At 72.1% G+C, this 23,902-nt stretch carries 25 protein-coding genes and 4 tRNA genes; 12 read left to right on the top strand and 17 right to left on the bottom strand.

Translation table 11 applies throughout. The features are described from left to right. Positions 1-11: 11 nt before the first annotated feature. On the top strand, positions 12-602 hold the full coding sequence (locus tag FIV44_RS20730) for a hypothetical protein (protein ID WP_141006099.1): 591 nt from the start codon (positions 12-14) through the stop codon (positions 600-602). A gap of 94 nt (positions 603-696) precedes the next feature. Here the strand turns inward: FIV44_RS20730 and FIV44_RS20725 are convergent, their stop codons facing one another. Then, entirely contained in the window at positions 697-1,716 is a 1,020-nt protein-coding gene (locus FIV44_RS20725; protein WP_246086522.1) for an alpha/beta hydrolase, read from the bottom strand. Positions 1,717-1,815: 99 nt separating this feature from the next. On the opposite strand from FIV44_RS20725, the gene FIV44_RS20720 reads away from it, so the two are divergent. The 3 genes from FIV44_RS20720 (at position 1,816) to FIV44_RS20710 (ending at position 5,762) form a co-directional block, all read left to right on the top strand. Beyond that, entirely contained in the window at positions 1,816-3,996 is a 2,181-nt protein-coding gene (locus tag FIV44_RS20720; RefSeq protein WP_141006098.1) for an RNA degradosome polyphosphate kinase, read from the top strand. Between the two features lie 117 nt (positions 3,997-4,113). Beyond that, on the top strand, positions 4,114-4,722 hold the full coding sequence (locus tag FIV44_RS20715; protein ID WP_141006097.1) for a DUF47 domain-containing protein: 609 nt from the start codon (positions 4,114-4,116) through the stop codon (positions 4,720-4,722). 11 nt (positions 4,723-4,733) lie between these two features. Next, positions 4,734-5,762 carry an inorganic phosphate transporter gene (locus FIV44_RS20710; RefSeq protein WP_141006096.1) on the top strand — a complete coding sequence of 343 codons (1,029 nt, stop codon included), beginning with the start codon at positions 4,734-4,736 and terminating at the stop codon, positions 5,760-5,762. Between the two features lie 37 nt (positions 5,763-5,799). On the opposite strand, the gene FIV44_RS20705 is transcribed toward FIV44_RS20710, so the two are convergent. The 6 genes from FIV44_RS20705 to FIV44_RS20680 all read right to left on the bottom strand — a co-directional run bounded on the left by FIV44_RS20705 (position 5,800) and on the right by FIV44_RS20680 (position 11,699). Continuing rightward, entirely contained in the window at positions 5,800-6,546 is a 747-nt protein-coding gene (locus FIV44_RS20705) for a response regulator transcription factor (RefSeq protein ID WP_141006095.1), read from the bottom strand. A gap of 18 nt (positions 6,547-6,564) precedes the next feature. Further along, positions 6,565-7,344 (bottom strand): phosphate ABC transporter ATP-binding protein PstB, encoded by a 780-nt coding sequence (gene pstB, locus FIV44_RS20700; RefSeq protein WP_141006094.1) that lies wholly within the window; start codon positions 7,342-7,344, stop codon positions 6,565-6,567. Positions 7,345-7,349: 5 nt separating this feature from the next. Beyond that, the gene (gene pstA / locus FIV44_RS20695; protein ID WP_181410730.1) at positions 7,350-8,405 is read right to left on the bottom strand and encodes a phosphate ABC transporter permease PstA; all 1,056 of its coding nucleotides are present in this window, start codon (positions 8,403-8,405) and stop codon (positions 7,350-7,352) included. A 67-nt stretch (positions 8,406-8,472) separates the two neighbouring features. Further along, positions 8,473-9,441 carry a phosphate ABC transporter permease subunit PstC gene (gene pstC / locus FIV44_RS20690; protein ID WP_141006093.1) on the bottom strand — a complete coding sequence of 323 codons (969 nt, stop codon included), beginning with the start codon at positions 9,439-9,441 and terminating at the stop codon, positions 8,473-8,475. 107 nt (positions 9,442-9,548) lie between these two features. After that, entirely contained in the window at positions 9,549-10,643 is a 1,095-nt protein-coding gene (locus FIV44_RS20685; RefSeq protein ID WP_219996107.1) for a phosphate ABC transporter substrate-binding protein PstS, read from the bottom strand. Between the two features lie 195 nt (positions 10,644-10,838). Continuing rightward, positions 10,839-11,699: an NUDIX hydrolase gene (locus FIV44_RS20680; protein ID WP_141006092.1), complete on the bottom strand. Its 861-nt coding sequence runs from the start codon at positions 11,697-11,699 to the stop codon at positions 10,839-10,841. A gap of 17 nt (positions 11,700-11,716) precedes the next feature. Between FIV44_RS20680 and FIV44_RS20675 the strand changes: the two genes are divergently transcribed. Both FIV44_RS20675 and FIV44_RS20670 read left to right on the top strand, forming a co-directional pair. Further along, positions 11,717-12,766 (top strand): hypothetical protein, encoded by a 1,050-nt coding sequence (locus FIV44_RS20675; RefSeq protein WP_141006091.1) that lies wholly within the window; start codon positions 11,717-11,719, stop codon positions 12,764-12,766. A 161-nt stretch (positions 12,767-12,927) separates the two neighbouring features. Next, positions 12,928-13,329, top strand: a complete 402-nt coding sequence (locus tag FIV44_RS20670; RefSeq protein ID WP_181410729.1) for a hypothetical protein — start codon at positions 12,928-12,930, stop codon at positions 13,327-13,329. Positions 13,330-13,347: 18 nt separating this feature from the next. Here FIV44_RS20670 and FIV44_RS30740 read toward each other — a convergent pair whose 3' ends face one another. Next, on the bottom strand, positions 13,348-13,503 hold the full coding sequence (locus tag FIV44_RS30740) for a hypothetical protein (protein ID WP_181410728.1): 156 nt from the start codon (positions 13,501-13,503) through the stop codon (positions 13,348-13,350). A 148-nt stretch (positions 13,504-13,651) separates the two neighbouring features. Beyond that, complete coding sequence (locus FIV44_RS20665) at positions 13,652-13,855, bottom strand: cold-shock protein (protein WP_141006089.1); 204 nt, start codon at positions 13,853-13,855, stop codon at positions 13,652-13,654. A 320-nt stretch (positions 13,856-14,175) separates the two neighbouring features. Here FIV44_RS20665 and FIV44_RS20660 point away from each other — a divergent pair. Next, positions 14,176-14,248: transfer RNA gene (locus tag FIV44_RS20660), tRNA-Lys, on the top strand. Here FIV44_RS20660 and FIV44_RS20655 read toward each other — a convergent pair. After that, a complete protein-coding gene (locus tag FIV44_RS20655; RefSeq protein WP_141006088.1) occupies positions 14,246-14,668 on the bottom strand; it encodes a Fur family transcriptional regulator in 423 nt (140 codons plus the stop codon). The two genes, FIV44_RS20660 and FIV44_RS20655, sit on opposite strands and share 3 nt — an antisense overlap. Positions 14,669-15,370: 702 nt before the next feature. Here FIV44_RS20655 and FIV44_RS20650 point away from each other — a divergent pair. Continuing rightward, positions 15,371-15,817, top strand: coding sequence for a hypothetical protein (locus FIV44_RS20650; protein WP_141006087.1), 447 nt, complete (start codon positions 15,371-15,373; stop codon positions 15,815-15,817). On the opposite strand, the gene FIV44_RS20645 is transcribed toward FIV44_RS20650, so the two are convergent. After that, positions 15,810-16,352, bottom strand: coding sequence for a GNAT family N-acetyltransferase (locus FIV44_RS20645; RefSeq protein WP_141006086.1), 543 nt, complete (start codon positions 16,350-16,352; stop codon positions 15,810-15,812). The two genes, FIV44_RS20650 and FIV44_RS20645, sit on opposite strands and share 8 nt — an antisense overlap. 73 nt (positions 16,353-16,425) lie before the next feature. Between FIV44_RS20645 and FIV44_RS20640 the strand changes: the two genes are divergently transcribed. Then, entirely contained in the window at positions 16,426-17,088 is a 663-nt protein-coding gene (locus FIV44_RS20640; protein ID WP_141006085.1) for a PaaI family thioesterase, read from the top strand. 95 nt (positions 17,089-17,183) lie between these two features. Here the strand turns inward: FIV44_RS20640 and FIV44_RS20635 are convergent, their stop codons facing one another. Then, complete coding sequence (locus FIV44_RS20635) at positions 17,184-18,674, bottom strand: NAD(P)/FAD-dependent oxidoreductase (protein ID WP_141006084.1); 1,491 nt, start codon at positions 18,672-18,674, stop codon at positions 17,184-17,186. A 222-nt stretch (positions 18,675-18,896) separates the two neighbouring features. On the opposite strand from FIV44_RS20635, the gene FIV44_RS30735 reads away from it, so the two are divergent. Next, complete coding sequence (locus tag FIV44_RS30735; protein WP_181410727.1) at positions 18,897-19,883, top strand: ATP-binding protein; 987 nt, start codon at positions 18,897-18,899, stop codon at positions 19,881-19,883. Here FIV44_RS30735 and FIV44_RS20625 read toward each other — a convergent pair. The 4 genes from FIV44_RS20625 to FIV44_RS20610 form a co-directional block, all read right to left on the bottom strand. Next, positions 19,874-20,230, bottom strand: a complete 357-nt coding sequence (locus FIV44_RS20625; RefSeq protein WP_181410726.1) for a metallopeptidase family protein — start codon at positions 20,228-20,230, stop codon at positions 19,874-19,876. The genes FIV44_RS30735 and FIV44_RS20625 overlap by 10 nt on opposite strands. Before the next feature lie 106 nt (positions 20,231-20,336). After that, positions 20,337-20,413: transfer RNA gene (locus FIV44_RS20620), tRNA-Asp, on the bottom strand. Positions 20,414-20,518: 105 nt separating this feature from the next. Beyond that, positions 20,519-20,591: transfer RNA gene (locus FIV44_RS20615), tRNA-Glu, on the bottom strand. A 68-nt stretch (positions 20,592-20,659) separates the two neighbouring features. After that, the gene (locus FIV44_RS20610; RefSeq protein WP_141006081.1) at positions 20,660-20,842 is read right to left on the bottom strand and encodes an N-acetyltransferase; all 183 of its coding nucleotides are present in this window, start codon (positions 20,840-20,842) and stop codon (positions 20,660-20,662) included. A gap of 25 nt (positions 20,843-20,867) precedes the next feature. On the opposite strand from FIV44_RS20610, the gene FIV44_RS20605 reads away from it, so the two are divergent. Continuing rightward, positions 20,868-20,941: transfer RNA gene (locus tag FIV44_RS20605), tRNA-Phe, on the top strand. 74 nt (positions 20,942-21,015) lie between these two features. Beyond that, the gene (locus tag FIV44_RS20600; protein ID WP_141006080.1) at positions 21,016-22,089 is read left to right on the top strand and encodes an NADH:flavin oxidoreductase; all 1,074 of its coding nucleotides are present in this window, start codon (positions 21,016-21,018) and stop codon (positions 22,087-22,089) included. A 28-nt stretch (positions 22,090-22,117) separates the two neighbouring features. On the opposite strand, the gene FIV44_RS30730 is transcribed toward FIV44_RS20600, so the two are convergent. Continuing rightward, on the bottom strand, positions 22,118-23,890 hold the full coding sequence (locus tag FIV44_RS30730; RefSeq protein WP_246086521.1) for an ABC transporter substrate-binding protein: 1,773 nt from the start codon (positions 23,888-23,890) through the stop codon (positions 22,118-22,120). Positions 23,891-23,902: the final 12 nt, after the last annotated feature.

Genomic DNA, 23,902 nt, shown 5'->3' with positions numbered 1-23,902 from the left:
GCGTCGACCCGGTGGTCGCGCTCCGCCTGGAGCGCGACGACCTGGCCCGTCGGCTGGCGGAGAGCCGCGACGAGGTGGCGCGGCTGACCGCCGAGCTGGAGAGCGCCCGGGCCGCGGTCGCGGCCCTCGAGGCGGAGAGCGCCGACTCGCTGTCGCTGTTCGAGGGCGAGGTGCAGCCCGGCGACCGGCTGACCGGCGACGGCAGCGACCCGCGGGTGCTCTCCCTGGTCCTGGGCGCGACCGCGGTCGTGGCGGGCATGGTGACCCTGCTGACGCTGATCAACGGCAAGCTCGGCTCGCCGTTCGGCATCGCGATGGTGCTCGTCACCATCGGCCTCGCCTGGGGCGCGGTCCGCACCCGCGTCGTCCCGGTCGAGGTGAGCGTCGTCCGCGGCATCGTGTACGTCGAGCAGGGCGAGAGCACGCACCGGTTCGACCTGCGCAAGCCGGGGACCCCCGTCGAGATGGTCGGCCGCCCCGGCGAGGCCGGGTGGGCGGTCCGGTTCGGCCGCAAGGGCCTGGACCCGTTCGTGATCGACGGCTCGATGGTCGACGCCGAGGAGTTCGTCCGCCAGCTGCGCGAGTACCGCCCCCACCTCTAGCGGAACCCGCGTCGCATCACAGCACCCCCTGGGCGCGAGAGGTCAGGACGAGCCGGGTCGGCGGGATTCCGAGGTCAGGACGAGCCGGGTCGCGCTAACCCAGCCCGGCCCGCAGCCCCGCCGCGATCTCCCGTACGGCGGCGCGACTGCTGCGGCCGACGCCGACGATGTTCAAGAAGCCGTGGATCTGGTCGACGTAGCGGCGCAGCTCGACCTCGGCGCCCGCCTCGACCATCCGGCGGGCGTACGCCTCGCCCTCGTCGCGGAGCGGGTCGAAGCCCGCCGTGGCGACGTACGCCGGCGCGAGTCCCTCGGGCAGGGCGACGTCCAGCAGGTTCATCCGCTCGTCGACACGGTCCTCGGGACGGGGCAGGTAGATGTCGTTGAAGGACGCGATGGACTCGGCGGTGAGGTAGAGGCCCTCGCCGAACAGCCGCAGGCTGTCGGTGGCGCGGTCGGCGTCGGTGCAGGGGTACACGAGCAGCTGGAAGGCCAGCGGGAGGCCGGCCCGGGCGGCGGCGATGGCGGTCCAGGCGGCGAGGTTGCCACCGGCCGAGTCGCCGCCCACCCCGATCCGGTCGGGATCCGCACCGAGCGAGTCGGCGTGCTCGTACGCCCAGCGCAGCGCGGCCTCGGCGTCGTCGAAGGCGGCCGGGAAGGCGGCCTCGGGGCCGACCCGGTACTCCACGGACAGCACGCGTACGCCGGACTCCTCGGCGAGCACCCGGCAGGGCGCGTCGTGGGAGACGAGGTCGCCGTACAGGAACCCGCCGCCGTGGAAGAAGATCAGCAGCCCGGATCCCGACGGGCGGCTCGGCACGTACAGCCGCGCGGGCAGCCCGGCCACATCGAGGTCCCGGACGCTGCCGATCGGCTGCCGGCCGCCGACCAGGACGGCGTTCTCCCGCATCGCCGCGCGGCCCCGCCGCACGCCCTCCCCCGCGAGATCGCCGGTGCGGGCCAGCCGCTGCAGCAGGAGCATCAGCTGCAGGTCGGGCGCGAGCGTCTGCCCGTCGAGCACCAGCGCGCGCCGCGTCAGCGCCTGCTGGGCCTTCGTGGGCAGTCCCATCAACGTGGACAGGGCACGGCTCTCGACGGCGGTTCGCACGCTCACGCGCCCCAACCTACTCCCGAGTAGGACACCGGTACGACGCCGGGCCGGTGCCGGCTCGACGTCACCTCCCGTTCACCCGGAGGTGCGACACTCGCGAGCATGTCGACCGAGCAGCAGCCGACTCCCCACGCCCCGGCCGAGCCGGAGACCGGCACCCTCGTCGCCGTGCCCGCCGACGACGACGGGCCGGCCGAGGAGCCTGGCTACGTCCCCGATCCCGCGCTGGTCGAGGCGATCGAGGCGGTGGACAACCGGTTCGTCGACCGCGAGCTGTCCTGGCTGCGGTTCAACGAGCGGGTCCTGGAGCTGGCCGAGGACACCGAGCTGCCGCTGCTCGAGCGGGCCCGGTTCCTGGCGATCTTCACCAGCAACCTCGACGAGTTCTTCATGGTCCGGGTGGCGGGCCTCAAGCGCCGCATCGCCACCGGCCTCGCCGTCCGGGCGGCCAGCGGCCTGATGCCGCTGGAGGTGCTGGAGGCGATCTGGCGCCGCTCGGCCGAGCTGAGCCAGCGCCAGGCGCGGCTCTTCCACGACGAGGTGATCCCGGCGCTGGGCGCCGAGGGGATCGAGCTGGTCCGCTGGGCCGACCTGGACCGCGACGAGCAGAAGGAGTGCAAGCGGCTGTTCAAGGACCGGATCTTCCCGGTGCTGACCCCGCTGGCCGTCGACCCGGCCCACCCGTTCCCCTACATCTCGGGCCTCTCGCTCAACCTCGCCGTGGTGCTGCGCAACCCGAAGACCGGCAAGGAGCTGTTCGCCCGGGTGAAGGTCCCGTCGAACTTCGACCGGTTCGTCGCCCTCGGCAACGCCCGGTTCGTGCCGCTGGAGGATGTGATCGGCGCCCACCTGCGCCGCCTGTTCCCGGGCATGGAGGTGCTCGAGGCGCACACCTTCCGGGTCACCCGCAACGAGGACCTCGAGGTCGAGGAGGACGATGCCGAGAACCTCCTCGCCGCACTCGAGAAGGAGCTGCTGCGGCGCAAGTTCGGGCCGCCCGTGCGGCTGGAGGTCGAGGAGTCGATCGCGCCGGCGGTGCTCGAGCTGCTCGTCTCCGAGCTCGACATCAGCGAGAACGAGGTGTTCCGGCTGCCCGGCCCGCTCGACCTGCGCGGTCTGCACTCGATCGCCGACCTGCCCCGCGAGGACCTGAAGTACCCGTCCTTCGTGCCGAGCACCCACACCCGCCTGGCCGACTTCGAGTCCGCCGCGCCCGTCGACGTGTTCAAGGCGCTGCGCCGGCGTGACGTGCTCCTGCACCATCCCTACGACTCGTTCGCGACCTCCGTGCAGCGCTTCATCGAGCAGGCGGCCGCCGACCCGCACGTGCTGGCGATCAAGCAGACCCTCTACCGCACCTCCGGCGACTCCCCCATCATCGACGCCCTCATCGACGCGGCCGAGGCCGGCAAGCAGGTGCTGGTCCTGGTGGAGATCAAGGCCCGCTTCGACGAGCAGGCCAACATCCGCTGGGCGCGCAAGCTGGAGCAGGCCGGCTGCCACGTCGTCTACGGCCTGGTGGGGCTGAAGACCCACTGCAAGCTGGCGATGGTCGTGCGCGACGAGCCGGAGGGGATCCGGCGCTACACCCACATCGGCACCGGCAACTACAACCCGAAGACCTCGCGGATGTACGAGGACCTCGGCCTGCTCACCACCGACGAGACCATCGGCGAGGACGTCGCCCACCTGTTCAACAACCTCTCCGGCTGGTCCCGCAAGGCCACCTACGAGCAGCTCCTCGTGGCGCCGGACTCGGTGCGCAGCGGCCTGATCGAGCAGATCTTCCAGGAGATCGAGCACGCGAAGAGCGGCCGCCCGGCCGGCATCCGGTTCAAGGCCAACTCCGTCGTCGACGAGGAGACCATCGACGCCCTCTACCTCGCCTCCTGCGAGGGCGTGCCCGTCGAGCTGCTCATCCGCGGCATCTGCGCGCTGCGCCCCGGCGTCCCCGGCCTGAGCGAGAACGTCCGGGTCCGCTCCGTCCTCGGCCGCTTCCTCGAGCACAGCCGCGTCTTCTCCTTCGAGGGTGGCGGCGAGCCGGTGACCTGGATCGGCTCCGCCGACCTGATGCACCGCAACCTCGACCGGCGGGTGGAGGTCCTGGTGCGCCTGCCCGACGCCAGCCGGGACGAGGTACGACGCCTGCTGGACCTCGCGTTCGCCCCCACCACCCAGGCGTGGGAGCTGGGCGCGGACGGCGAGTGGAAGCGCAACACCGGCGTCGACCACCTCCAGGAGACGCTCATCGAGCAGCAGCGCCGGCGTCGTACCAGCGACTGACACGCCGCTGACCTGCGACAACGTCCGCCGGGGCGGCAACGAGCCCCGCGGGTTGCGTCCGGCGGGATGTCACCCCCTAGCATGATCGCGTTCGTCTCCGCCTCAACGGGAGTCCATGTGGGTCTGCGTCTGCGTCCGGTCGATACCTCCTTCTACGACCTCTTCACCCAGTCGGCCCAGCACCTCGTGGGTGGCGCCGAGCTCCTCGCCGAGATGCTGTCCGAGTCCTCGGACAAGGCAGGCGTCGCGGAGCGCATGCGCGCCGCCGACGAGACGACCCACGAGATCGTCAAGAAGGTCAACAGCACCTTCGTGACCCCGTTCGACCGCGAGGACATCTACGCCCTCGGCTCGGGCCTCGACGACGTCATGGACATGATGGACGAGGCCGTCGACCTGATCCTGCTGTACGAGGTGCAGGTCGCGCTCCCGGCCGAGCTCTCCGAGCAGGTCGACGTGCTCCAGCGGTGCGCCGAGCTCACCGCCGCCGCGATGCCGCGGCTGCAGTCGATGCAGTCGCTGGACGACTACTGGATCGAGATCAACCGGCTGGAGAACGCCGGCGACCGCAACCACCGCCGTACCCTCGCGAAGCTCTTCTCCGGCGAGTACCCCACCATCGAGGTGCTCAAGCTGAAGGACATCGTCGAGTCCCTCGAGGGCGCCATCGACGCCTTCGAGCGGGTCGCCAACACGGTGGAGCAGATCGCCGTCAAGGAAGGCTGACCGGTCCTCCCATGACCCTCACCCTGGCGATCGTCATCGCCGTGGTCGTCATCGCCCTGGCGTTCGACTACACCAACGGCTTCCACGACGCGGCGAACGCGATCGCGACCTCGGTCTCGACCCGTGCCCTCACGCCGCGGATCGCGCTCACCCTGGCGGCGCTGATGAACTTCATCGGCGCCCTGCTCGGGCAGGAGGTCGCGAAGACCGTCGCCGACGTGATCACGATCGAGGACAGGAGCGGCACCCTTCTGGTCGGGGTCAACCACGGCCTGGTCATCGTGATGGCGGGCCTGCTCGGCGCGATCATCTGGAACCTGATCACCTGGTACTTCGGGCTGCCGTCGTCCTCCTCCCACGCCCTCATCGGCGGCCTGGTGGGCGCCGCGATCGCCGGCGGCGTGAGCGTGAAGTGGGACACCATCGTGCAGAAGGTGCTCATCCCGATGGTGGTCTCCCCGCTGTTCGGCTTCTGCGCCGCCTTCGTGGTGATGACCGCGATCCTGTGGATCTTCCGCCGCGGCAACCCGCACCGGATCAACCGGGGCTTCCGCGGCATGCAGACGATCTCCGCCGCCGCCCTGGCGCTCGGCCACGGCCTGCAGGACGCCCAGAAGACGATGGGCGTCATCCTGCTGACGCTGGTCATCGCCTACCCGGGCGACTACAGCATCGACCACCTCCCCATCTGGGTCGTGCTGGCCGCCGCGGGCGCCATCTCCGCCGGCACGTACGCCGGCGGCTGGCGGATCATGCGCACCCTGGGCCGCAAGATCATCCACCTCGACCCGGCACGCGGTTTCGCCGCGGAGTCGGTCGGCGCGGGCGTGCTCTACACCACCGCGTTCGTCTTCCACGCCCCCATCTCGACCACCCACACCATCACCTCGGCCGTGATGGGCGCCGGCGCGACCAAGCGCCTCTCGGCGGTGCGCTGGGGCATGGCGCGCACCATCCTGGCCGCCTGGGTCTCGACCTTCCCGGCCGCCGCGCTCGCCGCATGGGGCTGCTACGAGGTGCTCCGCCTCATTCTGCTTTGATTCGGCCGAGCCGGCCATTGCGAGCAACAGCTCGCGCCTATCCAACGGTGAGTGAGTAACCGCGCCCGCGGATCCGGCGGACGTCGGCGACGACGCCCAGCCGCGCGCGGAGCCGGGTGACGTGCATGGCGATGGTGTTGCCGCCGGGCCGCCTGCCGTCGCTGCCCCAGAGGGCGTCGCGCAGCTCGTCGTCGGTGACGACGCCGGGCGCGGCGAGCATCAGCGCCCGCAGCAGCTCGAACTCCTTCAGCGGCAGGTCGGCGATCCGCTCGCCGTTGACCCGGACGCTGTACGCCGTCGCGTCGAGAGTGATCGGGCCGACCTCGAGTCGCGCGTGCTCGGCGAGCGAGCGCGGGGCGTGGGTGAGCAGCTCCCACAGGTGCTGGGGCGCGTACGGCCGGACCACGACCGCCGACGCTCCCGCGAGCATGAGCGGCCCGACCCCCGCCGCGCCCGGGTCCTCGACGCCGCAGGCCCCCGCGATGACGTACGGCGAGCCGTGCTGACGGATCACGCCGACGAACTCCTCCGCGGGGATCCCCGGGGCCTCCGGTGCCACGACGACCGCGTGCGGGTCGGTGCGCCCGAACTCGACGAGGCCGTCGAGCGTGGACCCGACCCAGGTCACGTGCACGCCGCGGCCGGCCATCGCCTCCGCGAGCGCGCCCCCGTCGTCCTTGGGGTCGACCACGAGGAGGTGTGCTCCCGCGGACTCGACCCAGCGATGGAGGTAGGCGCGCACGGACTGGCGACGGGCGTCCCGGCGCCCGTCCCGTGTGCTCATGTGCTGTCCGGGGGCGGCTCAGCCGAAGCGGCCGGAGATGTAGGCCTCGGTCGCCGAGTCGTCCGGGTTCGCGAACATCTTCTTGGTCGGGTTGAACTCGACCAGGTGCCCGGGCTCGCCGGTGGCCTTGAGGTTGAAGAAGCCCGTGTCGTCCGAGACGCGCGCCGCCTGCTGCATGTTGTGGGTGACGATCACGATCGTGAACTCGTTCTTGAGCTCGTGGATCAGGTCCTCGATCGCCGAGGTCGAGATCGGGTCGAGCGCCGAGCACGGCTCGTCCATCAGCAGGATCTGCGGCTCGACCGCGATCGCGCGGGCGATGCACAGGCGCTGCTGCTGGCCGCCGGACAGGCCCATGCCGGGCTTGTTGAGCCGGTCCTTGACCTCGTTCCACAGGTTGGCGCCGCGCAGCGACTTCTCGACGATCTCGTCCGCCGCCGACCGCTTCATGCCGCCCGCGTTGAGCTTGAGCCCCGCGAGGACGTTGTCGTAGATCGACATCGTCGGGAACGGGTTGGGCCGCTGGAAGACCATGCCGACCTGACGGCGTACGGCGACCGGGTCGACGCCGGGCTCGTACAGGTCCTGCCCGTCGACGACGATCTTGCCCTGGACCCGCGCCCCCGGGATCACCTCGTGCATCCGGTTCAGCGAGCGCAGGAAGGTCGACTTCCCGCAGCCGGAGGGACCGATGAAGGCGGTGACGGCGCCGGCGCGGATCGTCATGTTGACGCCCTCGACGGCGAGGAAGTCCCCGTAGTAGATGTTGACGTCGGAGACGTCGATGCTCTTGGCCATGTGTCTCAACCCTTCTTGGGCGCGAAGATCTTGCCGATGATGCGTGCTGCCAGGTTGAGCACCATCACGATGACGATGAGGATGAAGGCGGCGCCCCAGGCGATCGCCTCGGCGGGGGCGTCGCCCCGCAGGTTCTGTCCGTAGATGAGGACCGGGAGCGTGGTCATCGCGCCGTCGAACAGGTTCATGTTGGTGCGGTCCGTGGCGCCGGCGATGAGCAGCAGCGGGGCGGTCTCGCCGATGACCCGCGAGGTCGCGAGGGTGACACCGGTGAGGATGCCGCCCAGCGCCGTGGGGAGCACGATCCGCACGATCGTCTTCCACTTCGGCGTGCCGAGGGCGTACGCCGCCTCGCGCAGGTCGTCCGGCACGAGCATCAGCATCTCCTCGGTCGCCCGCACCACGATGGGGATCATCAGCAGCGACAGCGCGACCGATCCCCCGAACCCGGACACATAGGCCGGGCCGAAGATCAGCGTGAACAGCGCGAAGGCGAACAGGCCCGCGACGATCGAGGGGATGCCCGTCATGACGTCGACCAGGAAGGTGATCGCCTTGGCCAGCTTGTTCTTCTTGCCGTACTCGACGAGGTAGATCGCCGCCATGACGCCGACCGGGACCGAGATGACCGCGGCGCCGAGCGTGATCAGCAGGGTGCCGATGATCGCGTGGTAGATGCCGACCGGCTGGTCGATCTGGGTCTTGAAGAAGGAGTAGCTGAGGAAGGTGCCGTCGATCCGGCCGGCGCCCTTGCTGATGACCCGCCAGATCAGCGAGACCAGCGGTACGACGGCGATGCCGAACGCCGTCCAGATCAGCCCGGTCATCAGCCGGTCGGTGGCGCTGCGGCGGCCCTCGATCACCAGGGACCAGACCGGCAGGGCGACCAGGAAGGCGATGACGCCGAGGATGACGGCGCTGACGATGCCCGAGCCGAGCACGATCAGCAGCGCGCCGAGCGCGACGGCGACGACGCCGACGATGGCGGGCGCCTGCCGGGGCAGCCGGGGCTGGACGAGCGGGACGTGGACCCGGGTCTGGACCTCTTCGAGGGTGTTCACCGGGGTCCCCTTGCGGTGTCGGGCCGGAGGAGCGCAGCGGGGGAGGGCAGACAGTGCAAGGGGTGGTTCACTTCGCCATCCGCCTCTCGCTGCGGCCCACGATCCAGCGGGCCATGAAGTTGACCAGGAAGGTCATCAGGAAGAGCACCAGGCCGGTCGCGACGAGGACGTTGAGCAGGTCGGCGCTGCGCTCCTTGTACTTGAGCGCGATATTGGCCGCGATCGACGTCGGGCTCGAGGTGGCGATGATGTTCCAGGACAGGTCGAAGCCGACCGAGAGCACCATCGTGACGGCCATCGTCTCGCCGAGCGCGCGGCCCAGGCCGAGCATCACGGCCGAGACCATGCCGGAGCGGGCGTAGGGGAAGACCGTCATCCGCACCATCTCCCAGCGCGTGGCGCCGAGCGCCAGCGCGGCCTCCTCGTGCAGCCGCGGCGTACGCGAGAAGACCTCGCGGGTGATGGCGGTGATGATCGGGAGGATCATGATCGCGAGCACGATGCCGGCGGTGAGCACCGAGCGGCCGGCCGGGTTCGGCTCGCCGAACAGGGCACCGATGATCGGGATCGGCCCGAGGTTCTCGTGCAGCCACACGTGCATCGGCACGAGCTTCTTGGCCAGGAAGAACGCGCCCCACAGGCCGTAGACGACCGACGGTACGGCGGCCAGCAGGTCGATCACGTAGGCCACCGGCGCCGCGATCCACCGCGGGGCGTAGTGGCTGATCACCAGCGCGATGCCGAAGGCCAGCGGGACCGCGATGATCAGCGCGATGATCGAGGCGGTGAACGTGCCGACGAGCAGCGGGACGACGTACCCGAGGAAGCTCTCGGCGTGCGGGCCGTAGACCTCGGCCGGCTTGGTGAAGCCGGACGCGCCCTTGATCGCGAGGAAGATGAAGACGCCGGCCAGGGCGGCCAGGATGGTCAGGCCGGCCGCGAGGGCGCCGCCGGCGAAGATGCGGTCGCCGACACCGGCGCGCGCCTTCGCCCAGTTCGCGGAGGCGTCCTCGACCTCGGCGGTGGGTGCTGTCACTGCTGTCACCTCATGCTCGGGTGGTGCTCGGGTGGTGCTCGGGTGGTGCGGGGGCGGCGCGAGGGGTGAGGACAGGGGATCGCCCGTCCTCACCCCTCACGCGGAGCTCACTGGGCGGAGATGCCCGCCACGATCTCCTGGGCCTTGCTGGCCGTCTCCGGCGCGAGCTTGGCGGAACCGGCGAAGTCGGCCGACTCGGCCTGGCCCTCGTCGGAGACGATGAAGCTCAGGTAGCCCTTGACGTTGTCCGCCTCGGCCTGGTCCTCGTAGGTCTCGCAGGCGATGAGGTAGGACAGCAGGATCACCGGGTAGGCGCCGGCCTCGGTGGTCTTGCGGTCCACGTCGACGGCGATGTCGGTCTCGTCGCGACCCTCGACCACCGGCGAGACCGCGACGGTCTTGGCGGCGCCCTCGGGCGACGGGGCGACGTACTCCTCGCCGACCTTGACGGAGACCACGTTCAGGTCGCCGGTCTGGCTGGCGTCGGCGTAGCCGATGGCGCCGTCGGTGTCACCGATCTGCTTGACGACACCCGAGGTGCCCTCGGCGGAGAGACCGCCGGAGACCGGGAAGGCGTCGGCCGCGGGGTAGCTCCACGCGTCCGGGGCGACCTTGCCGAGGTAGTCGGTGAAGTTCTTCGTCGTGCCCGAGTCGTCGGCGCGGTGGACCGGCGCGATCTTCAGGTCGGGCAGCGAGGCGTCGGGGTTCTGGTCGGCGATCGCCTTGTCGTTCCAGTTGGTGATCTTGCCGTCGAAGATCCCCGCGATGGTCACCGCGTCGAGGTTGATGCTGTCGACATCCGGGACGTTGAACGCGACCGCGATCGAGGAGATGTACGCCGGGACCTCGACGACGTTGCCGCCGCACCGCTCCTTGGCGGCGTCGAGCTCCTCGTCGGAGATGTAGGAGTCGGAGCCGGCGAACGACAGGGCGCCGCTGGTGAACTGGCTCCGGCCGTCGGTCGAGCCGAGCAGCGCGTAGTCGATGGTGAGGCCGCTGTTCTGACCCTGGAACGCGGTCTTCCACGCCTCCTGGGCCTTCTCCTGCGACGTCGCGCCGCCGCCCTTCAGGTTGCCGCTGAGGCCACCGGAGTCACCGTTGTCGCTGCCACCGTCCTCGTTGGACGCGCCACAGGCGCTCATCAGCAGGGCCAGGGCAGCGATGCCGGGCACCGCGGCACGGCGGATGGACTTGAGGTTCAAGGAACTCGCCTCTCGAAGTGAGGAGCGCTCGTGCTGCCCCTCGTTACGTACTGGACGTCTGCGAAGTTAGGCAGCGTCGGTAACGCAACTCCCCGGCCGATCTGAACGAACGGTGAACAGTGGCGGTCGGGGCGGAGACACCCCGTGGCCCCCGTCACGGACCCGTCACGGATCCCGGTCGCGGGGCCGCGTCGCTCAGCGCGGGCGGTGCCGCTCGACGGCCACGACGCGGCTCTTGCGCACGTGCAGCACCAGCAGCTCGGCCGGCGCGAGACCGGACTCCGGGTCGAGCTCGATCCCGGCGGCGTCGTACGCCAGGGGGAGGACGGGGCGGTGGGTGCACAGCACCGCACCGGTCTCGGTGGCGAAGAGGTCCTCGACGATCTTCGCCACCGCCTTCGGTGTGGCGTTCTCCTCGCTCAGGCGCGGGCGGAGGTCCAGCGGGAAGCCCGCCGTCTCGGCGTAGGGGCGCACGCTCTGCACGCAGCGGGTACTGGTCGACGTGACGATCCGGGTGACGCCGTACGCCGCGAGGAGGGGGACGAGCCGGTCCGCCTCGAGCTCGCCGGCCTTGAGCAGGGTCCGGCCGGCGTCCGGTCCCCGCCACGCGTCGCGCGAGCGGGCCCGGGCGTGGCGCAGGATGACGACCGCGTGCGTCTTGCGCCGCACTCCCCGCGCCGCGGCGAGGGTCTCCCGGTCGTGCTCGTAGGTCAGCCGCGCCGGCGCCTCGTCGATCGGCACCCAGGCGACGGCGTCGATCTCGTCGTTGGGCCGGTACGCCGACACGTCGTCGTCGCCGACGACCCGGCCGGTCCAGTAGTGGACGGTCTTCATCCGGCGGGCGACCGGGTACCGCTGCGACGGGAGCGGCGGGCCGAGCCGCACGTGCACACCCGTCTCCTCCGCGACCTCGCGCACCGCGGCCGCGGTGGGGTGCTCGCCGCGGTCGAGCTTGCCCTTGGGGAACGACCAGTCGTCGTACTTGGGACGGTGCACGAGGAGCACCTCGCGTCGGGGACGGAACACGACCACGCCGGCAGCGAGGATGTCGGGCACGCCCTTAGGGTACGGGCATGCGTCGCCGCTGGATCGTCCTCTCCCTGATCGCGGCGCTCGTGGCGGCGACGGCGGTCGTCGTGGTGTGGCGGCTGCGGGCCGAGGACCGCTCCCGGTTCGCCGAGGCGCTCCGGCTGGCGCCGGCGTCGGCGGCCCGGTTCAGCTGGACCGACTGGGCGGGAGTGCGCGAGGAGCTGGGCGCCGAGCTGTCGTCGTCCTCGTCGGGGGAGGACGTGACGGCCTTCCTCGCCGACGCCTTCGACCGCGACCTGTCCTCGACCACGGCCCTCGACGCCTCGGCGCCGACGGCGCAGGAGAAGCTCGGCTTCTCCCCCGCCACCCTCGACTGGGAGCTGTTCGCCCAGGGCACCGACGGCGCGCTGGTGCTGATGGGGCTGCCCGACGGCTTCGACGTCGACGGCCTGCGGGACCGGCTGCGCTCGCTCGGCTTCGAGGAGCCCGACGAGGACGACGGCGTGTGGCGCGGCGGGGTCGACCTGCTGGAGGGCCTCGACGGGCCGGTGACCCCGGAGCTCGCCGCCCTCGCCATCGACGAGGACGACGGGGTGCTGGTCGGCAGCGACGACCCCGACTTCCTCGGCCGGCGCGCCGAGCTCGCCCGCGGCTCCGCCGAGGACGGCGTCAGCGAGGTCGTCGACGCCGTCGGCCCCGCCCTGAGCGCCTCGGTCGCCACCGGCGACCAGGCCTGCTCGTCCCTCGCGATGACCGACGCCGACCCCGCCGACCGGACCCGCGCCACCGAGCTCGTCGAGCGCGCCGGCGGTGTGCACCCGATGACCGGGTTCGCGATCGCCGCGCAGCCCGGTGGCGGCGTACGGGTGGCCATGGCGTTCGAGACCGAGGAGCAGGCCCGCGCGGACGCCGACAGCCGCTCCCAGCTGGCGGCCGGCCCGGCCCCCGGCCAGGGCGGCAGCTTCCCCGAGCGGTTCGAGCTCGGCCGGGTGGTCGCGTCGGGGCGGGTGCTGACGATGGCGCTGACCCCCGTCGAGGGGGCGTTCGTCGTCTCCGACCTCAGCCACGGGCCGGTGCTGTTCGCGACCTGTTAGCGGCCCGTGAGCGGGCACTGACACGATCCGGGCGTGCCCGCCGCCCGCCTCCTGCCCGCTCTGGCCCTGCTCTCCCTCCTGGCCTCCTGCGGAGGGCACGAGCCCGAGACCGTCCCGGACGGCGAGCGGATCGCCGACGCCGCCGCTCTGCTCGACTCCCGGTGGGAGCTGACCTCCGAGGACTATCTCGAGGGCGAGAACCCGGTCATCCAGATCTGCACCGGCGGCGCCGTCCACGCCGCCCCGACCGGCCGGTCGAGCGGATCCTGCTGCGCCAGGACGGGTACGTCGACACCACCACCTCCTGCCCGGGCTCGGCCCGCCTCCCCGAGCTCGACCGCGGCGAGGACGGCCCCGACACCTGGGAGCTCGACGACGAGGGCTGGCTGCGGGTCTCCTACAACGACGGCGCCCTGCGCTGCGCCGCGGACGGCGTACGGGAGGACGGCTTCCAGCTGATCTGCGAGAACGAGAGGCAGGGCCTGGTCATGGAGCGCCGCTACGGCACGCCCGGGATCGATCTCCCGCCCGGCGTGACCCCGCCCGCCGGCATCCGGCCCTGAGCAGGTGTCGCCGACCGGTCAGCCGGCGTGCGGCACGATGCCGAGGATGCGGTCGATCTCCTCGACGGAGAGACGGTCGTCGGAGGCGCTGGCGGCGATGATCAGGTTCGTGGTCAGCTCGACCTCCACGAGGAGGTCGCTGTCCTCGAGGGTCACGTCGAACTGATCGGCCATCCGTCCCCTCCCTCGACGTCAGCACGTACTTCCACGGCCCCATCTTCCCTCTCCGGTACCCCTGTAAACCCAAAAGTTCCGGAAAAATTCGTGAGACCCCGCCGGGCGGCGGGGCCTCACGGAAGACGAGGTCTCCTCGGAGCTGATGTCAGAGGGGACGGACGTTCTCCGCCTGCGGGCCCTTGGGACCCTGGGTGACGTCGAACTCGACCTTCTGGTTGTCCTCCAGGGACTTGTAGCCCTGGGACTGGATCGCCGAGTAGTGGACGAAGACGTCGTCGCCGCCACCCTCCTGCTCGATGAAGCCGAAGCCCTTCTCGGCGCTGAACCACTTGACGGTGCCCTGAGCCATGTTGCTCGTTACTCCTCGTATCGGGGCGAGAGCCGCCACCTCGACGGCCCGCAGCGGCTGCGATGACGCGTCGCTCCGACCGTGATGAGCACACCACAAACCAGATACGCCGTAGGCCACAGACTCCGCAGGCGTTCACCTTCGAGAACTGCAGCCGCTGCGAAGTCGACCCTACCAACCAGCGGCGACAGCGGAACCTCCCAACCGCAACGAACTTCGGTTCGGGCATGAAGGTTCTGCAACACACCGATGACAGTCCGGAAAACCGGTGCCCGTGGGCGCCTGTCGGCCACGGGGAGCGCCCTCGATAGGCTCGGGCCGGGCCGTTAGCTCAGTTGGTAGAGCACCGGACTTTTAATCCGAGTGTCGCGGGTTCGAGCCCCGCACGGCCTACTCCTCCCGCTGCGCGGCCGCGCACTCCGCGCACAGGCCGACCAGCTCGACCATGTGGCTGACGTCGGAGAAGCCGTGCTCCTCCGCGATGGCGTGCGCCCACCGCTCGACCGCGGACCCGGTGATCTCGACCGTCCGGCCGCAGGAGCGGCACACCAGGTGGTGGTGGTGCGAGTCGCTGCACCGGCGGTACGTCGCCTCGCCGGCGGGGTTGTGGCGTACGTCGACGTCGCCGGTCTCGGCCATCGCCTGGAGCGTGCGGTAGACGGTGGCGAGCCCGACCTTGTCGCCGGCGCGACGCAGGCTGTCGTGGATCTCCTGGGCGCTCTGGAAGTCGGCGGCCCGGCCGAGCGCGTCGGTGATCGCCCGGCGCTGCCGGGTCGGCCGCAGCGCGGTGGGACGCTCGTCGGTGTCGGGCACCGGACCTCCTGGGACGCAGTGGGAATCGCTCTCAATCTACCGTGTGCGCCACGAGGACCATGCCGACCTGGCCCGTTCGGACCACCGGCCCGGGACCGGCGGACCGGCGACGCCCAGGACGGCGCGGGAGTACCCTGAGCGGCGGGAGAGGAAGAGGGAGGACTCGCTCGTGGGGAGCAGTGACGAGTTCGGTCCGGACACGGAGAGCATCCGTGCCTGGCTGGGCAAGCGCGCCACCTACGCGCGGGACGCCCGGGTCGTCGGAGGCCGCACCTCCGGGGCGCGCGCCGCCGGAGAGCGCGCTGCCGGAGAGCGCGCTGCCGGAGAGCGCGCTGCCGGAGAGCGCGCCGACTCGACGTCGGCGGGCCGCTCGGTGCTCGAGGCCCTCGGGGTCGACGCGCCGCCGGAGCCGCCGTCGCGGATCGCCCAGGCCGGCGGCCTCGACAGCACCGACCTCGGCCGCTCCGTGGTCGAGGCGCTCCGCGCCGACCTGCCGCAGAAGACCGGGCCGGCGGCGCCCGCCCCGACCGCCGCTGCACCCCCCGCCGCCCCGGCCCCGTCGCGCCGGCGCCCCCACCCGACCCGGTCCGGCCCGCGCCGCCGCCACGGGTCCGGGCCGCGCCCGAGGTCCGGCACGGCCGGTGGACCGAGCCCGAGGACAACCTCACCGCCCTCAACGCCAGCACGGACGCGCAGTTCCCGGTGCGCGGCGGGCTGCGGCGCACCCTGTCCGTCGTCCTGCTCGCGGTGCTGGCCGGGACCGGCCTGGCGTCGTACGTCGCCGCGAAGGAGCCGACCACGGCGACCGTCGGCGTGGCCGCGACCCTGGGCCTCCTGCTGCTCGTCGTGTGGGCGGTGCGGGCCGGCTGCACCACCACCGAGCTCGCGGTCCGGCGCGGCCAGCTCACCATCAAGCGCCACGGGACGACCGAGGTGGTCGACGTGGCGAGCCCGTACACGCCGATCGCGATCGTGGGCGAGCCCGGCGACCGCCGGTGGACGGTGCTGATCGAGCGGGACGGGCTGCCGCTGGTGGTGATCACCCGCTCGATGGTCGACCCGCACTGGTTCACGACCGTGCTCTACCGGCTCCGCCCGGGCCTGCGACCCGACCCCGCGGACGACGCGGTCGCCGGTCCCGTCAGCTGACCGCGCCCGCCGCGGGGATCCAGAAGCGCAGCCTGCCGTTGCGCTCGTCCTCGAACCGCCCGCCGCCGGCCTCGATCGTGCGGCGGGAGGCGTCGTTGCCGACGTCGCAGGTGACCAGCACCCGCTCGATCCCGAGCCCGGCCGCCGCGCGGACGCCGAGGGCCAGCGCCCGCGAGGCGTGGCCGCGGCGGCGCGCCGCGGGGCGCACGGAGTACCCGATGTGACCGCCCTCCTCGAACAGCCACGCGTTGAGCGTGTGTCGCAGGTGGAGGAAGCCGACCAGGTCGTCGTCGGGCGCGCCGTCGCCTCCCGCGATCCAGAAGTACGTCGACGCGACCCGCGTCCCGTCGAGGTCGGCGCTCGCCGTCGCCTCGGTCATGGTCACGAAGGCGGCGCAGCCGGCCGCGGTCGGGACCGGGTCGCCCTCGAGGTGCCAGTACCCCGAGCCGTGCATCTCGGTGGTCCCGCCGAAGTCCTCGACCATCGCCGCCCACTGCAGCCAGCGGGCGGAGTCGGGGGGCACGAGCACGGTCATGGCTCCATCCCACCACTCCCGGTCAACGGCTTTTCCCACCGGCAGAACGAGAACGTGTTCTACTCTGGCGCCCATGAACTGGCACCTCCCCGCCGCCGACGACACCCCCGCCGCCGTGGTCGAGCAGGAGGCGGCCGTGTGGCGGCCCCTCGCCGAGGCCGCCCGCGAGCTGATCGACCTGTGCGTGATGTCGGACGTCGACGAGGACGAGGTCCGCGCCGCCCGGGCCGACGTCGAGGCTGCGGTGGCGCGCCTGCGGAAGGTCCGTCGTACCCAGACCCTCGGCCAGCAGCACCTCACCGGCGGCCGGCGCCGCCCCTGGGGCAACCCGGTCATCGGGCTACGCAACCCGATCGCGCCGCCGCTCCAGGTCAGCACCGACCCCAGCGGCCGGGCGGCGACGGAGTTCCACTGCGGGCCGGCGTACGAGGGGCCGCCCGGCCTGGTCCACGGCGGCGTCGTGTCCCTCCTCCTCGACCAGCTCCTCGGGCACGCCGTCGGCGCGGCCGGCCGGCCCGGCATGACCGGCACGCTGACGATCGTCTACCGGCAGGGCACGCCGCTGGGCGACCTGCGCGCCGAGGCGTGGATCGACCGCGAGGACGGCATCAAGACCTGGGCCAAGGCCCGGATGATCGGCCCGGACGGCGTCACCGCCGAGGCGGAGGGTGTGTTCATCCTCCCGCGCGCCATCCGGGAACGGAGTCCCAGCAGTCCCACGGGTCACATCGGGTAGGCGGTTCATGCGCTTGTCAGGTGTTGCAACACCTGACAAGCGCATGGATCCCCGGATGTCCGGGGATCCATGCAGCCCCGCGCCGCGACCCGGCGTCAGCCGGGAACCTTCACCCCACGCTTGTTCTCGTCGCTCAGGCGAGCCTCCTCGGCGGCCTGCGCCTCGAGCTCGGCGCGACGCTGCGCCTCGTCGTACTCACCGGGCTGGGAGACCAGGTCGGTCGCGCCGCGGGCGAGGCGCTGGAGGGCGACCCGAGCGAAGATCTGCTGCTCCGTCGAGGTCCGCTCGGAGCGGCCCTTGCCGATGAACGAGACGAACCAGTGCATGACGGCGGTGACCCGGTTCTTGAAGCCGGTGATGTAGAAGAGGTGGACGACCAGCCACATCAGCCAGGCGAGGATGCCGGTCAGCCGGAGCTTGCCGACCATCGCGACCGCGCGGAAGCGGCTGATGATGGCCATCGAGCCCTTGTCGAAGTACTTGAACGGCGGCTGGGCGGGCTTGCCCTCCAACCGGCCCTCGATCTCCTTGGCGGCGTACTTCGCGCCCTGGATCGCGACCTGCGCGACGCCGGGGAGGTTGTCGAGGGAGATCATGTCGCCGACCACGAACACCTCGGGGTAGCCGGGGAGGGTGAGGTCGGGGTTGACCGAGATCCGGCCGGCGCGGTCGAGCGGGGCGCCGGTCTGCTCGGAGAGCTGCTTGCCGAGCGGGTTGGCCTGGACGCCGGCGGCCCACACCTTGGTGACCGCGTCGACCCGCTGCTCGCTGCCGTCCTTGTATTTGACGGTCAGGCCGCGCTCGTCGACGTCGGAGACCAGCGCGCCGAGCATGACCTCGACGCCGAGCTTCTCGAGCTTGGCCTGGGTCCAGGTGCCGAGCTTGGCGCCGAACGGCGGCAGCACCTGCGGCGCCGCGTCGACCAGGATCACCCGGGCGTGGCGGGAGCTGATCGCGCGGAAGTCGCGGGTGAGCGTGCGGTGGGCGAGCTCGGCGATCTGGCCGGCCATCTCCACCCCGGTCGGGCCGGCGCCGACGACGACGAAGGTGAGCAGGTGGTCGACGTTCTCGCCGCGGGAGGCGCCGAGCTCGGCCATCTCGAAGGCGCCGAAGATCCGCCCGCGCAGCTCGAGGGCGTCGTCGATGCTCTTCATGCCGGGCGCGAACTCGGCGAAGTGGTCGTTGCCGAAGTACGACTGGCCCGCGCCGGCGGCCACGATCAGGGAGTCGTACGGCGTCACGAGCTCGCGGCCGAGGACGTGGGAGGTGACCTGGCGGTTCTCGAGGTCGATCCGGGTGACCTCGCCGAGCAGGACCTGGGCGTTCTTCTGGTTGGCCAGGACCTCGCGGGTCGGCGGGGCGATCTCGCCCTCGGAGAGGATGCCGGTCGCCACCTGGTAGAGCAGCGGCTGGAAGAGGTGGTGCGTGGTCTTCGCGATCATGGTGACGTCGAGGTCGGCCTTGCGCAGCGCCTTGGTGCCGAAGAGGCCACCGAAGCCGGAGCCGATGACGACGACCTGATGACGGTCGGAGCGGGGGACGATGATGCGGTCGGGCAGGTCGGGCTGGGTGTCGCCTGCTGCCATGGCTTCCTCCTGGGCACCTCGGTTGACGACGCGGTGACGTCCTCTGCGCTCATTGTCCCGCGTTCGCTGCACGACCCCCAACCTGAGGTCAAGGTCGGGTCCGTCACATGCCGGGCGCGGCGTCGCCAAAGATCATTCGCGGTGTTGGTTTAGTGGGACTCGGGCCGGGGTATCGCACCCGGGATCGGCACCCCCACCGACCGGACAGTGGAAGGCTCATCCGTGCAGCACCGGCAGACACTGGACCTGGCCCCCGGGCCACGGATCGTGCACGACGCACGACGCTGGGTGGTCCAGACCTGCGGACAGCTGGGACGTGAGGATCTGGCCGACTGCGCCGAGCTCGCCGTCTCCGAGCTGGTCACCAACGCGGTCCTGCACGGCGCCGCCCCGGTCCGGCTCCAGGTGCGGGGCACGACCCAGCACCCCCGGTTCGAGGTCCACGACGCCTCCGTCATCCCGCCCCAGCCGTCGACCCAGGCGAGCGGGTTCGACATCGACGCCTTCGACCTCGACGCCTTCGACGCCCTCGACGAGGAGCAGCTCGCCGCGCTGACCACCGTCGGCCGCGGCCTCGACATCGTCGCCCGCGCATCGGTGGCGTGGGGCGCCGAGATCGACGAGGACGGCAAGGCGGTGTGGTTCGAGCCCGCCCCCGAGCTGTCCGAGACCGGCGGGGCGCCGTACCAGCAGACCCACAGCATGCCGTCCCTCCAGGCCGACCACACCCGGGTCGGCGAGGTCGGCGTCCAGATCAACGGCGTGCCGATCGGCCACTTCGGGCGGTTCCAGCGCCACTACCGCGACCTGCGCCGCGAGATCCGGCTGCTCGCGCTCGCCCACGAGGACGACTACCCGCTCGCCAAGGTCCTCTCCGAGCACTTCGACGCGCTGGAGCGGCCGCTGCGCTCCAACATGGGCCGCGAGCAGGTCGACAAGGCGTACGCCGACGGGCGGGACACCATCGACCTGCGGCTGCGGATGCCGCGGGAGACGGCGCGGCAGATCGGCGGCCTGATCGACCTGCTCGACGCGGCCGACGAGTTCTCCCGGGCGCAGCGGCTGCTGACGGCGCCGCGCACGCCCGAGCAGCGGGCGTTCCAGATCTGGTTCCTCGGCGAGTTCCGCCGCCAGTCGGTCGGCGCGCCCCCGGTCGCCTGGCAGGGCGGCGGCACCGGGTCCGGGACCCGCCCCAGCCTTCAGGCGTAGCCGAGGTCGTGCAGCCGCGCGTCGTCGATCCCGAAGTGATGGGCGACCTCGTGGACCACGGTGATCCGGACCTCCTCGGCGAGGTCCTCCTCGTCGTCGCACATGTCGAGCAGCGGGCCGCGGAAGAGGAAGATCCGGTCGGGCAGCTGCGGCATCAGGGACCCGTCGCGCTGGGTGAGCGCCACGCCGTCGTACAGGCCGAGGAGGTCGTCGGGCTCCCCCGCCGGCGGCTCGTCCTCGACCAGGACCACCACGTTGTGCACGAGGCGGGCGAGCTCCTCGGGGATCCCGTCGAGGGCGCGGTCGACGAGGGCGTCGAAGTCCTCGGGGCTCATCTCGACGGGCATGCGAGTCATTCTGCCGGGTTGACCCACATGCCTCGCGGCCGAAGGCCGCCACCAACACACCAGGCGACCTGGTCTGCGCTTTCCGCAGACACAGGTCGCCTGAGCCTGGCGACCCCGACGGGACTCGAACCCGCGGCCTCCGCCGTGACAGGGCGGCGCGCTAACCAACTGCGCTACGGGGCCTGGTTGTCGCTGACGCACTCGCGTGCGCAGCGGATGGAACTCTAACCCATGCTGCTCCAGGGCACCCAATCGGGAGCCGCGTCGGCTCGGAGCCGGAGACCAGCGCACCCCCAACCGGATTCGAACCGGCGTACCCGCCGTGAAAGGGCGGTGTCCTGGGCCGCTAGACGATGGGGGCCCGCCGTGGGGACGGGTCCTCCACGGCGCGGGCCAGCATAGTCCCCGGGGTGGTCGGGCCGCTCATCGTCAGGCGGTGGCCGGTCGCGGGCGCACCATGCGGAGCTCCCGGCCCTCGGGCTCGACCCGGACGGCACCGTCCGGCTCGAACCCCTGCCGGCGGTAGAACGCGACGGCGACATCCCGGTCGCGTGCGGGGCCGACCGAGACGAAGCGTCCGCAGGTGGCCGCCGCTTTCGTACGACGGCCCACCCTCCGGTAAGGTGTGCGACTGCTTGGGCAGGTAGCTCAGTTGGTACGAGCGTCCGCCTGAAAAGTGGAAGGTCGGCGGTTCGACCCCGCCCCTGCCCACAAGCAGCGAGACCCCCGCCGTACGCCGGCGGGGTCTCGTCGTTCCGGGTGCGGCGCGCTGGGAGGATGGCGGGGTGCACTCCCTCTCCGACCCGGTCACGCCGCGGCGCGGACCCGCCTGGGCCAACCGCTTCGCCCTGGCTCCGCTGACGAACGTGCAGAGCAACGACGACGGCACCCTGAGCGACGACGAGCACGACTGGCTGGTCGCGCGCGGGCGCGGCGGCTTCGGACTGACCATGACGTGCGCGGCGTACGTCACGCCGGAGGGCCGGGCCTGGCGCGGCCAGCTCGGCATCGCCGGCGACGAGCACCTGCCGGGGCTGCGGCGGCTGGCGGAGAGCCTGCGGACGACCGGGACCCGGTCCGCCGTCCAGCTGCACCACGCGGGACGGCGCGCCGACGCCGCGCTCAACGGCGTGGCCAACGTCGGACCGTGGGCGGACCCGGCCAAGGACACGGTGGCGCTGACCACCGACGGGGTGCGGCGGGTCGTCGCGGACTTCGTCGCCGCCGCGGTGCGGGCCGAGGAGGCCGGCTTCGACGGGGTGGAGGTGCACGGCGCGCACGGGTACCTCCTGGCCCAGTTCCTCGACGCGCGCTCGAACCACCGCGAGGACGGGTACGGCGGCGCGCTGGAGGACCGGATGCGGGTCCTCCTGGAGGTCCTCGACGGGATCCGGTCCGCGACCGGCCCGGACTTCCAGCTCGGGCTGCGGCTGACGCCCGAGGGCTACGGCATCGCGCTGCCGGAGGGCCGCGAGACCGCCCGCGCCGTGCTGGCGACCGGCCTGCTCGACTACCTCGACATGTCCCTGTGGGACGTGCGGATGGGACCCCGCGCCGAGGAGCACGACGGCCTGCTGATCGAGCGCTTCACCGACCTCCCCCGCCACGGCGCCCTGCTCGGCGTCGCGGGCGGCGTGCTGTCCGCCGCGGACGCGCAGTGGTGCCTCGACCGGGGAGCCGACGTGGTGACCGTCGGCATCGGCGCGATCCTGCACCACGACTTCGCGGCCCGGGCCGTCGCGGACGCGGACTTCACCGCGCGCCCGCGCCCGGTCCCGCGCGACGTGCTCGCCGCCGAGCACGTCGGCCCGGCGTTCCTCGACTACCTCGCGGCGGGCTGGGACGACCTGGTCGCCTGACGGGACCCGGTGGACCCCGGACCGAGACTCAGGCCGGCCACCAGGCCGGGCGCCGGAAGCGCGCCTCGGTGTAGGGCTCGGGGTGCACGATCCGCTGCCGGTTGTCCTGGATCTGGAACACCAGGTGCGCCATGCCGATCGACGGGTCGGGCGTCGCCATCGGGTAGGACAGCGCGGACTGGCCGGCGTTGGCGAAGCTGTAGGCGCCGTTGACGCCGCGGTGGACGCCCTGGCGCAGCGACTCGATCACCGAGGCGAAGTCGCGGGGTGAGTCCGCGCGGGCCCAGGCGGAGGCGAGGATCCGCACCCGGTCGTAGGCGATGCCCGCATGGGAGCGGCCGGGGCTGACCGCCCACGCGTCGCGATAGCGCTGGGAGAAGCGGCGGGCGACGTCGTCGGAGTAGGTGCCCGTCGTCGTGGCCCAGAGCAGACCCTCCGCAGCGGGCCCCAGGTCGATCCGGAACCGCGGGATGGAGGGCGCGTAGAGGGCGTAGAGGACGGTGGGCGCCGGGTCGGCCTGGAAGGCCCGGACGAACTGCGCGGCCTCGTCCTCGAAGTAGGTGCCGATCAGGACCGCGGCGGGGGCGAACTGCGCGACCCGGCGGCCGTGCTCGCGCCAGGCCTCGTCCCCGACGACGTCGTCGGCGAGGTAGTCGATGCGCCAGCCGTCGCGCTCGGCCCGCGCGACGGCGTCCTCCAGGCCCAGGTCGCCGAGCTTCCACCGCCCGCGGACGACGGCGAGCGAGCGGGAGTGGGGCGAGAGCTGCCCGGACTCGCGCAGGAAGCTCATCGCGTTGACGAAGCCGGGTCCGTAGTTGGTGTCGCTCGGACAGATCTGGAAGACGTTGCCGTAGCGGCCCGGGTTGTCCTCGACCACCCGCACCATCGAGTCCAGGGTGGCGGCGTGGAGGTACGGCGCCTGGTGCTCCGCGGCGATCTCGTGGGCCACCCGCTGGTCGTCGAGGTAGCCCGACACCATCGCGTCGACGTCGAGGCCGGCCAGCTCGTCGAAGGCCCGCGCGACGGAGACCGAGCTCCGGATGTCCAGGTCGACGTTGACGAGCTTCACCGGGCGGCCGCTGATCCCGCCGCGCGCGTTGATCTCGTCGATGGCGAGCTGGCTGGCGCGCACCATCTCGAGGCCGTCGTCGGCGATCTGGCCCGTCGTCGGGAAGGCGCTGCCGAGCAGGATCGGCCGGCGTACCGAGCGACGGCCGCTGCGCGGCGGCGGAGGCGGACGACGCCCGAGCAGCGGTGGCGCCGGCTCCGGGTCGGGCGTGCTGAGACGGCCGATGAGGAGCCGCTCGAAGCCCTCCGGGCCGCCCGGGACGGGCAGCACCAGCAGGCTCTCCTCGACCGCGACCGCCGCGGCACCGGCCCGGGTCGCGACCTCGAGCTTGGCCAGCACCCGCTCGACGTGCGTGGAGACGGTGCGGACGCTGGTCCACAGCCGGGTGGCGATCTGGGCGTTGCTGAGGCCGCCGACCAGCAGGGTGAGGACGTCGAGCTCGCGCTGCGTGATGCCGTGCGGGAGCTCCGCCTCGTCGACCCAGGAGAGCGAGGTGCGGGACTCGTGACCCGGCGAGCGGACGGTGGCGAAGACCACCCGGTTGTCGTCGTCGCGCCAGTAGAACGACAGCTCGTGGTGGCCTGCGAGCCGGCCGGCCCGCCGGGCGATGTCGAGCAGGCCCTCGAGGCGCCCGGCGACCTCCGCACCGACCCCGCGGACCGTGGAGAGCTCGCCGCCGGGGGTCAGGACGATCTCGTGCGCGGTCGCGACGGTGGTCTCGTCGTTGGGCACGGCCCCCTCCTT

It is taken from the genome of Nocardioides humi (assembly GCF_006494775.1).
Lineage (GTDB): Bacteria > Actinomycetota > Actinomycetes > Propionibacteriales > Nocardioidaceae > Nocardioides > Nocardioides humi.
This window is presented reverse-complemented; position numbering and strand designations above follow the sequence as displayed.

Bases quoted from the DNA above. Each gene is read 5' to 3' on its own strand.
- FIV44_RS20720 (WP_141006098.1), top strand. From the start codon at position 1,816: ATGTCGACCGAGCAGCAGCCGACTCCCCACGCCCCGGCCGAGCCGGAG.
- pstB (WP_141006094.1), bottom strand. From the start codon at position 7,344: ATGGCCAAGAGCATCGACGTCTCCGACGTCAACATCTACTACGGGGAC.
- FIV44_RS20665 (WP_141006089.1), bottom strand. From the start codon at position 13,855: ATGGCTCAGGGCACCGTCAAGTGGTTCAGCGCCGAGAAGGGCTTCGGC.
- FIV44_RS20675 (WP_141006091.1), top strand. From the start codon at position 11,717: ATGCGTCGCCGCTGGATCGTCCTCTCCCTGATCGCGGCGCTCGTGGCG.
- FIV44_RS20625 (WP_181410726.1), bottom strand. From the start codon at position 20,230: ATGCCCGTCGAGATGAGCCCCGAGGACTTCGACGCCCTCGTCGACCGC.
- FIV44_RS20640 (WP_141006085.1), top strand. From the start codon at position 16,426: ATGAACTGGCACCTCCCCGCCGCCGACGACACCCCCGCCGCCGTGGTC.
- FIV44_RS20645 (WP_141006086.1), bottom strand. From the start codon at position 16,352: ATGACCGTGCTCGTGCCCCCCGACTCCGCCCGCTGGCTGCAGTGGGCG.
- FIV44_RS30740 (WP_181410728.1), bottom strand. From the start codon at position 13,503: ATGGCCGATCAGTTCGACGTGACCCTCGAGGACAGCGACCTCCTCGTG.
- FIV44_RS20635 (WP_141006084.1), bottom strand. From the start codon at position 18,674: ATGGCAGCAGGCGACACCCAGCCCGACCTGCCCGACCGCATCATCGTC.
- FIV44_RS20710 (WP_141006096.1), top strand. From the start codon at position 4,734: ATGACCCTCACCCTGGCGATCGTCATCGCCGTGGTCGTCATCGCCCTG.
- FIV44_RS20705 (WP_141006095.1), bottom strand. From the start codon at position 6,546: ATGAGCACACGGGACGGGCGCCGGGACGCCCGTCGCCAGTCCGTGCGC.